General features: G+C 45.2%; 11 protein-coding genes. 8 read left to right on the top strand and 3 right to left on the bottom strand.

The genetic code is table 11. The features are described 5' to 3' along the window. Positions 1 to 4 precede the first annotated feature (4 nt). The 3 genes from GRF59_RS05190 to GRF59_RS05180 all read right to left on the bottom strand — a co-directional run bounded on the left by GRF59_RS05190 (position 5) and on the right by GRF59_RS05180 (position 3,961). Complete coding sequence (locus GRF59_RS05190) at positions 5 to 1,105, bottom strand: acyltransferase (RefSeq protein WP_202128496.1); 1,101 nt, start codon at positions 1,103 to 1,105, stop codon at positions 5 to 7. Positions 1,106 to 1,152: 47 nt separating this feature from the next. Continuing rightward, a complete protein-coding gene (locus GRF59_RS05185) occupies positions 1,153 to 2,478 on the bottom strand; it encodes a glycosyltransferase family 2 protein (protein ID WP_160496569.1) in 1,326 nt (441 codons plus the stop codon). A gap of 436 nt (positions 2,479 to 2,914) precedes the next feature. Further along, positions 2,915 to 3,961 (bottom strand): permease, encoded by a 1,047-nt coding sequence (locus tag GRF59_RS05180; RefSeq protein ID WP_160496568.1) that lies wholly within the window; start codon positions 3,959 to 3,961, stop codon positions 2,915 to 2,917. Positions 3,962 to 4,221: 260 nt separating this feature from the next. Here GRF59_RS05180 and GRF59_RS05175 point away from each other — a divergent pair, with 260 nt between their 5' ends. From GRF59_RS05175 to GRF59_RS05140, 8 genes are all read left to right on the top strand, one after another. Further along, on the top strand, positions 4,222 to 5,070 hold the full coding sequence (locus GRF59_RS05175) for a L,D-transpeptidase family protein (RefSeq protein ID WP_237391632.1): 849 nt from the start codon (positions 4,222 to 4,224) through the stop codon (positions 5,068 to 5,070). A gap of 153 nt (positions 5,071 to 5,223) precedes the next feature. Then, on the top strand, positions 5,224 to 6,063 hold the full coding sequence (locus GRF59_RS05170) for a YitT family protein (RefSeq protein ID WP_160496566.1): 840 nt from the start codon (positions 5,224 to 5,226) through the stop codon (positions 6,061 to 6,063). A 128-nt stretch (positions 6,064 to 6,191) separates the two neighbouring features. Further along, positions 6,192 to 6,923 (top strand): 5-oxoprolinase subunit PxpB, encoded by a 732-nt coding sequence (gene pxpB / locus GRF59_RS05165; protein ID WP_160496565.1) that lies wholly within the window; start codon positions 6,192 to 6,194, stop codon positions 6,921 to 6,923. 11 nt (positions 6,924 to 6,934) lie between these two features. Further along, entirely contained in the window at positions 6,935 to 7,939 is a 1,005-nt protein-coding gene (locus tag GRF59_RS05160) for a 5-oxoprolinase subunit C family protein (RefSeq protein ID WP_237391631.1), read from the top strand. Beyond that, positions 7,914 to 8,669 (top strand): LamB/YcsF family protein, encoded by a 756-nt coding sequence (locus GRF59_RS05155; protein ID WP_160496563.1) that lies wholly within the window; start codon positions 7,914 to 7,916, stop codon positions 8,667 to 8,669. Before GRF59_RS05160 ends, GRF59_RS05155 begins: the two co-directional genes overlap by 26 nt. 23 nt (positions 8,670 to 8,692) lie before the next feature. Then, positions 8,693 to 9,310: a pyroglutamyl-peptidase I gene (locus GRF59_RS05150; protein WP_160496562.1), complete on the top strand. Its 618-nt coding sequence runs from the start codon at positions 8,693 to 8,695 to the stop codon at positions 9,308 to 9,310. 172 nt (positions 9,311 to 9,482) lie between these two features. Further along, positions 9,483 to 10,076, top strand: a complete 594-nt coding sequence (locus GRF59_RS05145; protein WP_160496561.1) for a TetR/AcrR family transcriptional regulator — start codon at positions 9,483 to 9,485, stop codon at positions 10,074 to 10,076. Between the two features lie 92 nt (positions 10,077 to 10,168). After that, positions 10,169 to 11,536: a DHA2 family efflux MFS transporter permease subunit gene (locus GRF59_RS05140; RefSeq protein ID WP_160498126.1), complete on the top strand. Its 1,368-nt coding sequence runs from the start codon at positions 10,169 to 10,171 to the stop codon at positions 11,534 to 11,536. Positions 11,537 to 11,750: the final 214 nt, after the last annotated feature.

Raw genomic sequence — 11,750 nt, 5'->3', positions numbered from 1 at the left:
CATATTAACTTTTTCCTCCAAATAAGACTTGGGTGACATATTTATTGAGATTCAAGAGTTTGACCGTGACATAGCTGATGGAGAATATGATCGCAACATTATAAATAAGGTTAGCCGTGGTTTGGAGAAGATTGGCATCGACTTCAGATCTTCTGGAAACCAATAGTTCAACTAATACATGAATCAAATAAATGCTAAAGCTGGCTTTGGAAATGGAGCTTATTAATTTTTGGACCTTGTAATTCATTCTCTCATGCAATGTTTCTTCTTTTTCCTTGAAATAAATAAAGGTTCCGATCGCCATAAAGAAAGTTGTAATCGAATAGTTGCCGTAGAATACCTCATCCAGCGTACCGTTGTAAACAGAAGCAAAATAAGTAGCCACCGGTGTTGAAAATAGGGATATCACGCCCAAATTGCAAAATAGGTTCTTCGCCTTGAGCGGTATCGAAAAGTTATAGAGATAGTATCCTAATATAAAATACCCGAGGTAACCCATGAATAATGGGATGTTGGTAATCGGTATATTGATATATTCAGAGGTTAGCCTGAAGACCATATCGGAGATGAATTTATAGAAGATACTGATCAGGAACCAGAAGAATAGATAGTATCTTAAATCTTTTTCGCTGCATGCTTTGACGAGCTTACTTATGAGTGGAACGGTTATGTAGATGGCGATAATGGCATAGAGAAACCATAAATGGATATAATTTCGATCAAAAGCTAAGCCGTAGGCAAAATGGGCAAAGAACTGAAACACGTTCATGCTGCTTTTTAGAACAAAGTATTGATTGTACACCGCATAAATGAATGACCAGCTTACCAAAGAAATGATGAGCGGCAGTACTTTTTTCACATAAAATTGTTTGTACGATTTAATTTCCGTTCTTAGAATCATCGAGCCACTAATCATAAAAAATACAGGAACGGCAAAGCGGGATATGGAATTGAAAAAGTTGCTGATCCACCAGGGGATCGTATTGAAATCATTGGTCCTCGTGAGCAGATCTGCTGAGTAATGCAAAATGATAACGGCCAGGATGGACAGTATTCTGAGAATATCAATAAAAATAACGCGTTTATCTTTTAGGATATCAGACATAAATAAAACCTCCTCTAAGTTTAGTTTTCATATTGTTTTTCTTGGTTTTAACTGATGCTAGATACGCCTTTTCGCTCAACAAATCCCCAGCCCTCATCATTATCAAAGTACTTAAACGTGCCTACGATATTCAAATAAAAGTGCAGATTGCGATAGGTTAGTAATTCAACTTGGCTAAAGACAAACATTTTAACATAATCGATGAATGAATAATTACTGCCGTATTTCTTGCATAAGTACAGGGCAATACCAACTTGCAGCATATTAAAGATCACAACGGCTAACATTAGGATCAGGGCATGTAATAGATTGGTTCCCGTGAAAATAGCTTGTATTAGAAAAATGATCGTTGTAAATGCGGATAGAGTTCCTAGCACAAAACCATCTATTGCGAAAAAGATACTTACGCCAAAACTGAATTTTTTCGATAATTTAGACCAATAGATGAGGATGCAATCGATAAAAGCCTTTTGCCAACGTATCCGTTGTTTATAATAGTTGGTTAGATTCTCAGGGCATTCCGTATAGCAGACGGCTTCAGGTGCGTATACCAGTTTTTTCTTCAGGTTATTGGCTTTGATGAATTCATGAATTTTGAGGGTGATATCAATATCTTCGCCAACGGTGCTTCTAAACCCATTGACATCGACCAATATATTTTTGTAGAATGCACCGAATGCACCCGAGATGACAACAATGGAATTAAATGCGGATTGTGTTAGTTTTCGAACGTAGAAGCCGTGAACGTAACTGATGACTTGGCTCTTGATAATCCCTTTACCCTTGAACCTTTCTTGGATGATGCCGTTCTTCTTCTCAGCACCCTGAACGATCTTCACGGTACCTCCCAGAGCGATGACGTCATCATCGTAGAAATATTGATTCACATATGCTAGGGAATTAACTTCTAACATGCTATCCGCATCCAGCGTAATCACGATGTCAGAATTTGCGCAATCGATTCCTGCGTTCAGAGAGTCGGCTTTTCCGCCATTGAATTTATCGATGACGAAGATATGCTTGTACTTTCGAGATTGATAGATTCCTTTAATAGGTGCATAACTTAGCTTATAATCTGCCTCTCGATCACTGACTTCTAAATCAAGTAACTCATCTAAAGTTTGAAAAGTCTGATCCTTGGAACCATCATTAATAATAATAACTTCATAATTACGGTAATTTAAGCCTTCCGTTGCATCAATGCAATTCTTGATGGTCAGTTCCTCGTTATAAGCAGGGACTAACACCGAGATCGATTTTTCAGGAAGTTCGGGATCAAGCTTCTTCACTTTACTGAAAAATAAGGGGATTACCGTGTAAAGAAGTTGAAATCCAAGAAAAATGACGGTCGACATGTAAAAAAAGTATTGCATGGGCTCACTCCTTTTTTTCTATTTTTATCTAGTATTCTCACGAATTAGACTGCTCTCCAAACAGCATAATCCGGCACTTAAGCCGGCAGACAGATTTACCGACTGTTCCTGATCCTCTCGTGCAAGAGGGAGGTTTACCCCTGCATATTACGTAATCCAGAGCGAAATTAACTGTATTAAATAACATGAGGTGTAATTTATAATAAATAATAGTAAATTAATCCAAAAATAGCAATCAATCGAAAACGTTATAGGTGGTATTTTATGAAAATAAAATGACATATTTTCTGATTTGTACATAAATACGCTTTCATTTTACATAGAGTTTTCAAAATTCATTTGCTGAACCAAAAAAGACCGAATTCTCCTCTGAATCAGGAAAAATCGGTCTTTGAGTTACTAATTAATTATTGCGTACTCCATCAAGGTAGCAGATCTACAAAATCCAAGCCCCGATCATACCGCTAATACATCCCGCGAGAGCGACAGCTCCAACAACGAACACCAGCACTTTTTTGGGGAAAGACCTGCCGACGATGAGCACGGATGGCAGGCTCACTGCCGGAAGGGTAATCAGCAGTGCCGCAGCCGGTCCAGCCCCGATACCAAGTGTCAAAAAAGACTGGATAATCGGAATTTCAGCAGCAGTTGGAATCACGAACAGAGTGCCCACAATGGCAAATGCGATAATGGCTGCAATGCCGCCGCTTACCCACACTGGAAACAGGGTGGACTGGAATGCCCCTAATAAGAGAACCGCAATCAGATACGCAGGTACGACGCTGACGATCATCATGCCGAGGCTTTTTAACCAACGGGACCAGAAGGACTCTTCAGCTGCGGATTCTTCAGGAATTACGGCCAAGGGTTCGGGAACTTCAGTTGTACCTGCAAAGCGATTGGCAAAATAACTCACGCCTAGCGTAAGAACAATTCCAAAAACAATCCGCATCAGCGTGAATTTCCATGAGAGCACGAACGCCATAAAGATTAACGTAGCCGGATTGAGCAGTGGATTGCCAAGCCAAAAGGCGAGTGCCGCGCCGATGGAAACATTGCGCTTGCGAAGCCCGCTTGCGATGGGGGCTGCGCAGCAGGTGCACATCATGCCGGGCAAAGAGGATATGCCGCCGATCAGCGTGCTTTTGAATCCTGCTTTGCCGAGCTTTTGATACAGCCAATTCACCGGGAGCAGGACCTGTACAAGCGAGCCTAGCAAAATACCAAGAATGGCAGCTTTCCATACAGATTTAAAATAGGCAATGGCATATTGAAGGGCGGAATGCCAGGATGGACCATCCTGCTCCATGCCCAGTATCGAGGAACCGATCGAGTGCTTGGATGCGGCTGTAAAAGCCTTGTGGTAATATGGCCACCATTTTACGTACAGCAGGCCGATAATCGCAATCAGTATGAACAGCATTGCCAACCATACCGCTTTTTTAGTCGGAGGATGGTTGGTATTCGAGCCGATGGGTGACATTCTTTTTCCTCCTTAAACAATGAACAAGTTTATATTTTATTACTCTCTCTGAATAAACTCAAGAAAAAATGCGAGTTTTTCATGAAAGTTACAATTCACTTTCAATATTTTCCCTTTCGCAAAACAAATTCACATCCATGCACATCATGGAGTGATAGGACAGCGGGGTGCCCCCATATAATGGCTAGTAACGTTACAAGAAAGGAGGTACTCACACTCTGCGTACTCGTCATCGCCCATTCGCAGCAATGCTTCTCATTATGCTATTGGGCTGGATCATCCCCGCGCATGTGCATGCGGACTCACAAAGTGCGGGCAGCGATCTCGTTATCGTCAACAAAAAAACGAATAAATTGGCTTTTTTCCAAAATGGTTCCCTAGTCAGGGAATTTCCCGTAGCCACCGGCAAAACGCCATCACTCACGCCGGAAGGCAGTTTCGAAATCGTTAATAAAATTAAAAACCGTCCGTATTACAAAGAAAAAATTCCGGGAGGCGACCCAAGAAATCCGCTCGGCGACCGCTGGATCGGGCTGGATGTGAACGGAACGAATGGAACGACATACGCGATCCATGGAAACAGCAACAAAAATTCCATTGGCAAGTATGTCAGCGCCGGATGTATCCGCATGTATAACGATGATATTCATTGGCTTTTCACCAACGTTCAGCTTCATACCACTGCCATTATTACATCGTCAAAGCTTTCATTTGAGGAGATCGCTCAAAAATCTGGTTATCGTGTAGGCGAACAGAAATTTGAGGGGAGGCTGTTGATCGACAACAGGGAAGCGGCATTGCGTAACGATATCGTCCTGTACGATTCCCGGATTTATATTCCTTTACGAGCATGCGTCGAATTGTTGGGTGGGGAGGTGCTGTGGAACAACCAATCGAAAATAGCTACCTTGAAGATTGGAAACCGAACCATTGTCCATAGAGCATTGTCGGATCAGGCAGTTGTTAACGGAAAGACCATAAAGATTACAGCTTCAAGGTATCGCGAAAATTCCTTGATGCTGCCGCTGAGGAACTTCTCGGAGCTTTCAGGTTATACCGTGTTATGGGACGACGCTTCCCATACGGTATCCATTACAACGACCCAATAACATAACAGGCCTTATATTATTCATCCGCGGCTAACGCGGATTTTTTTTGTCATATCTGGGTCTTTCGGTGTTGACTAACCTCACATAAACCCTATAAAATATGAGGGTTGCGTCATTAAAATTAGAGAGATCAACCGTGGGGTAGGACATCGTATGAACAGAAAAACAATGACTGATATTTTCTTTTTGATTGTGGGTTCTTTTATTTTCGCGCTGGACATCAACCTGTTTGTAATTCCGCATGATTTGGCGGAGGGTGGGGTAACCGGCGTTACCATTATTCTTTATTATCTTTTTAAATGGTCACCAGGCCTGGTAAATTTGGTCCTTAACGCAATTCTGCTGCTTGTGGGTTATAAATTCCTGGACAAGCAGACGACTTTTTACACGGTCATCGCTATTGTGTTTAATTCCTTGTTCCTGCACTTGACGGAAGGGTGGAAGCTCGCTTCAAACGAGCTGCTGCTAAATGCAATATTCGGCGGCGTTTTTGCCGGTGTCGGCATAGGGTTAATCGTCCGTGCTGGCGGGACTACGGCGGGAAGCGTCATTTTGGCACGGATTGCCCATAAGTATTGGGACTGGAATATCAGCTATGCTCTGCTCTTCTTTGATCTGATCGTGGCATTTTCATCGTTCTTTATTATCGGAGCCCAAAGTCTGATGTTGACCATCATTATGCTGTTCATCGGTACGAAAGTAATGGAATTTATTATAGAAGGTCTGAATCCGCGCAAAGCGGTTACGATTATTTCCCGGGAATACGACCATATCGCCAAGGAAATCAATCATGTGATGGAACGCGGCGTAACGGTGTTTCCTGGCTACGGCTACTACACGAAATCACCAAAAGAAGTGCTGTATGTCGTCATTAACAAGCAGGAAGTGCCGATGTTGAAGAAAATCGTCAAATCCGTCGACAAGGATGCGTTTATAACGATCCATGATGTGAGAGATGTATTCGGTGAAGGGTTTATCGATTTGGCGAAATAAAATAATGACCCCCAGAAGGCTGCCGTTGGCAGTCTTTTTTTGCTGTTGGGCTAGAATCTCGAAGAAACGCGTGAAAAGATTGCCAACAACCGCGAAACGAATCTAAAATAGAACATAGAAGATAACCAATGAAGCGAGGATCTGCCATGAAGCAGCTTATCATGAAACCATTAGGCGATTCGGCTCTGCTGATACAATTCGGTGAACGCATTGGGGAGGACGTCAATGCCAAGGTCCAAGCTGCAGCATCTTATCTGGATCAGCATCCTTTCACGGGATATGTGGAATGTATCCCTTCTTTTACGACGTTAACGGTATATTATGATCTCTTAAAGTTAGGTCGGCCACCTGGAAGCGGAACGGCTTCCGAATATGTTTGCTCTATCGTGACAGGGCTTCTTCAGGATATGGAATCCATATCGTTTTCTGCACGGAAAATTGTCGAAATTCCGGTGTGTTACGGCGGCGAGTACGGACCAGACTTGGCGTATGTTGCTGAGATAAACGGACGTAGCGAGCAGGATGTCGTTAAGATCCATACCGGACAGGAGTTTTTAATCTACGCGCTTGGGTTTGCTCCCGGTTTCCCTTATCTCGGCGGCGTGCCGGAAAGTATAGCCGCGCCGCGAAAGAAAACTCCGAGACTCAGCATCCCTGCGGGTTCTGTGGGCATTGCCGGTACCCAGACGGGGATCTATCCACTGCAAACACCGGGGGGTTGGCAAATTATCGGGCGAACCCCGCTTGCTATATTTCAGCCTGAGCATCATCCACCTGTGCTGCTGGAAAGCGGGCAGATGATTCGCTTCAAATCCATCAGTTCTGATGAATATGACCGATTGGCAGGTGAACGAAAATGAGTCTTGAGGTCATGAAAAAAGGACTGCTCGCAACCGTTCAGGATACGGGAAGAAAGGGATACGGCAAATTTGGTATCAGCTGCTCTGGCGTCATGGACACGTATGCTTATCGTTTAGCCAATTGGCTCGTTGGGAACAAGGGCGATGAGGCGGTGTTGGAAATTACATGGTCCGGATTTGCGGTAAGGTTCCTTCAAGATGCTTGGGTATCCATCACCGGGGCGGATTTAGCTCCCGAGTGCGAAGGCATATCCGTTCCCATGTGGCGGCCGATATTTTTCCTGGAAGGTAGCGAGCTGGTTTTTAAATATCCACGGTCAGGGTGCCGTTCTTATCTGTCTATCTTGGGCGGAATAGATGTTCCTGAAGTCATGGGCAGCCGCAGCACCTATTTGCGGGCCGGAATAGGCGGATTTAACGGGAGAGCTCTGCAAACGGGGGACACGATCCCTATCGTCAAAAAGGCTCCTTACGACTTTCCAAAGAGAAGAAGTGATGATAGACCATTTCGAGCCGTGCTTTGGTCGGCAGCTCCAGCTTCTACTTATGGTAGAGCGGATACGTTGCTTCGCGTAACGCGGGGACGCCAATATGAAGATTTTCGTAACGAAGCAATAGAGCGTTTTTTTGATGATGAATATATGGTTAAAGCGGAATCGGATCGGATGGGGTACCGATTGTCGGGGCCGCCTCTAACGCTTGAGAGTCCGAAAGAGTATATATCCGAAGGTGTAACGGCAGGAACCATTCAAGTACCTGCTGACGGACAGCCTATTATTCTGATGGCTGACAGACAAACGCTAGGTGGCTATCCGAAAATCGCGCAGGTGGCGTCGGTCGATATTCCATGGGTTGCCCAGCTGCCTCCGGGCAGCCGCATACGTTTTCAGGAAATCTCTCCGTACGAGTCAGAAAGACTCTTTCTGGAGCAGGAGCGCAAGATGAAGCTGTTAAAGCGCATGATTGATTATAGAATAAAGGAGGAATTCAATGCTGCGGATCGACCTGAATTGTGATATGGGCGAAAGTTTTGGTCATTATAGCCTAGGCACCGATAAAGCAATGATGAATGAAATTACTTCAGCCAATATCGCTTGCGGTTTTCACGCCGGAGATCCTGCGGTCATGAGGAAGACTGTACGCTTGGCCATTAGCAAAGGTGTTGCGATCGGGGCACATCCCGGACTGCCTGATCTGGCCGGATTTGGCAGACGCCGCATGGAAGTGTCTCCGGAAGAGGTATTTGACATGGTGACCTATCAGATCGGAGCGTTGAATGCCTTTGTCAAGCAGGAGGGGGGAATATTGAGGCATGTCAAAGCCCATGGGGCCCTTTACAACATGGCGGCTACGAATAAGCCGCTGGCAGACGCTATTGCCGATGCGGTTTACGGGTTCGATTCCTCGCTCGTCTTATTTGGGCTCGCAGGCAGCGAGATGATTCGTTCGGGCATAGAAAAGGGTCTTCGAACCGCCTCGGAGGTTTTTGCCGATAGGACTTATCAGGAAGATGGAACACTGACGCCTAGAAGTATGCCGGGTGCTCTGATCAAGAATCCGGAGCGGGCGGCAGAGCAGGTGGTGCAAATGGTGAAAGATCGCACGGTGACTGCGGTTAACGGAAGCAAGATCGGCATTGAGGCAGATACGGTGTGCATCCATGGGGATGGTGAGCATGCTCTGTCGTTTGCCCGAGTGCTGAGAAACGTACTTGGACGGGAACATGTGAATATACAAGCGTTCTAATAGCATTGAAGGGGGAATTCCATTTGAAAATACTGATTACAGCATTTGAACCTTTTGGAGGAGATACGGTCAACCCGACGCAGAGACTGATCGAGGACATCGGAAAAACACCGCTTGAAGGAGCGGAAATCCATACGCTGCTGCTTCCGGTCGTCTTCGATGAATGCTCGGACAAGCTGATAAAGGCCGTCGAAGCGCTTCAACCGCAAGCCGTCATATGCTGTGGGCTGGCTTCCGGAAGGACATCCATTACTCCGGAACAGATAGCCGTTAACTTGAAGGAAGTTCCACAAGAGTCGACCATCTCGGACAATGCAGGAAATCGGCCTTATAACGAGCCGGTCAACGCTGAGGGACCTGATGGATTATTTAGCCTTTTGCCCGTCCGCGAGATGGTTGAGGAGATGAAACTGCAGGGCATCCCAGCTTCCTTATCCTACTCGGCCGGAACTTTCATATGCAATAATACGATGTATGCGCTTCTGGATTACATTCGTGTCCATCAGCTGCCCATAGCGGGTGGTTTTGTCCATTTTCCGGCATCGGAAGAGATGGCAGTCTTCAAGCCAAGTCTTCCATCGCTTTCGAATGATACCATGTTGAAGGGACTAAGGACGATCATACAAGTGTTAATGAAATGAGGTTATGTTTAAAAGTCTATGCGAAAGCATGGACCTTTTTTTGTTCTTGAGCGAGTTCGCTATGATTTGCGTCATACAACATATGTTCTGTTAACATAAATTGGTTGACAATTAGGCATTACAATCCGTTATAATATGTAGACCGATCACTATAATTAGGAGGTGAACGTTCATGGCAGGCAAGCCCAATTCACGTGAATCCATTGTGGATACAGCGTCCAATCTGTTCTTCAAACAGGGCTATCATGGAACGGGGTTGAACCAGATTATCAAAGAAAGCTGCTGTCCCAAGGGCTCTCTCTATTATTATTTTCCTGATGGCAAGGAAGAGCTGGCGCTCGAATGCATACACCAGACCAAATTAATGGTGGCGGATAAATGGAATGATGTATTTCAGAAGATTCCCGATCCGGTTCAAGCCGTTCATAGATTCATAGAGAACATGGCGGAGGAAGCGGAGAAGTCAAATTTTGAAGGATTTATTCCATTCAGCTTCTGGATGGCGGTCGAAACCTCTGCCATCAGCAATTCATTGAGAGAAGCTTGCCAGACCGTACTGACCGACTGGCACAATATCATTTCGAACAGACTTTTGCAAGAGGGACTGGAGGACAGGCTGGCGAATGAAACCGCCGAAGTTCTTCTTTCCATGCTGGAAGGGTCGCTGATATCGGCTCAAACCTACAAAGATACGAGCCATATCCTACTGATGTCCAAGTATGCCGGTTTATTGCTGAACCAGGTGCTTGGGCGAAGACAAACTTAGACAGACATTTGGAGGATGAGATTTTGGAAGCAACCATACATCATAAGATAGAACAAAACAATGAACAAAAGAAATTTAAAGTCATACCTATCATGATCGCGCTGCTAATCAGCGGATTTATCGGTATGTTCAGCGAAACGGCGTTAAACGTAGCGCTTAGCGATTTAATGACGGTACTTCATATTGAACCTGCCACGGTACAATGGCTAACGACGGGTTATCTGCTGACACTGGGTATTCTCGTACCGGTATCGGGTCTTATCTTGCAGTGGTTTACGACGAGGCAGCTTTTCGTAACCGCGCTTTGTTTTTCCATTCTGGGTACATTGATTGCCGCTCTGGCACCGAATTTTGAGATGCTGCTTCTGGCACGCGTGGTTCAAGCCATCGGTACAGGTATTATGCTTCCCTTGATGTTCAATACCATTCTGGTGATCTTCCCTCCCGAAAAAAGGGGAGCCGCCATGGGGATCATTGGCCTGGTGATCATGTTCGCTCCAGCCATTGGGCCAACGATTGCCGGACTTTTGATTGAGCATCTAAGCTGGCACTGGATCTTCTGGCTGTCACTGCCTTTCCTGGTCTTGTCGCTGATTTGCGGTATTTTATTTATGCAAAATGTCTCAACCATTACGAAACCCAAAATTGATATATTCTCGATTATCCTGTCATCCTTAGGCTTTGGCGGCATTGTATTTGGCTTCAGCAGTGCGGGTGAAGGAAGCGGGGGTTGGAGCAGCGTCAAGGTGATCGTCTCTCTCGCAGTAGGCGTGATCGCACTTCTTCTGTTCGCTCTGCGTCAATTGCGGATGAAGCAGCCGATGATCAATTTGCGGGCATTTAAATATCCTATGTTCACGCTCGGTACGCTGATGGTGTTCATCAGCATGATGATTATTCTCTCGTCCATGCTGGTGCTGCCGATGTTCCTGCAAATGGGATTTGGCAAAAGTGCATTTTATGCGGGTCTGATCATGCTTCCGGGCGGGATCATCAACGGGATCATGTCGCCGATCATGGGCCGTCTATTTGATAAATACGGGCCACGCTGGCTGGTGTTTCCAGGCTTCCTGATCGCTGCAGCGATGCTGTGGTTCTTCTCGGAGATTACACCGACTTCGGTGATATTCCTGGTCATCGTGCTGCACACCTTTCTGATGATCGGAATTTCCATGATCATGATGCCTGCACAAACCAACGGTTTGAATCAGCTGCCGAAGCAGTATTATCCGGATGGAACGGCGATTATGAACACATTGCAGCAGGTCGCCGGAGCGATTGGTACGGCGCTTGCGGTCAGCATCATGACAGCAGGACAGACGCGGTACATGAACAATACAGCTAATCCCAATATGTTGGATGCATTGACTGCCGGGGTGCAGGGTGCTTTTATATTCGGCATGATTGTAGCTCTCATTGGTTTCGTCACGGCTCTGTTTATCAAACGGGTAAAAATATAATACATTTGTTAAGCTTTAAGATGCTGCTCCTGCGAGCAGCGTCTTTTTTTTGTGTGGAAATATTGGAGAAATGGGGAACCATGATCCGAACGATCCATTAAAAACCGCCGAATATCAGCAAATGGTTGATGCCATGGATTCCATTCAAAGATCTTGTGTTTAAAAAACATAAAATAAGGAAACTTAAAACGGAATGTAGGGTTTGGGTGATGTA

This window comes from Paenibacillus dendrobii (genome assembly GCF_009807035.1).
In the GTDB taxonomy this organism is placed as follows: Bacteria; Bacillota; Bacilli; order Paenibacillales; family Paenibacillaceae; genus Paenibacillus_AQ; species Paenibacillus_AQ dendrobii.
This window is presented reverse-complemented; position numbering and strand designations above follow the sequence as displayed.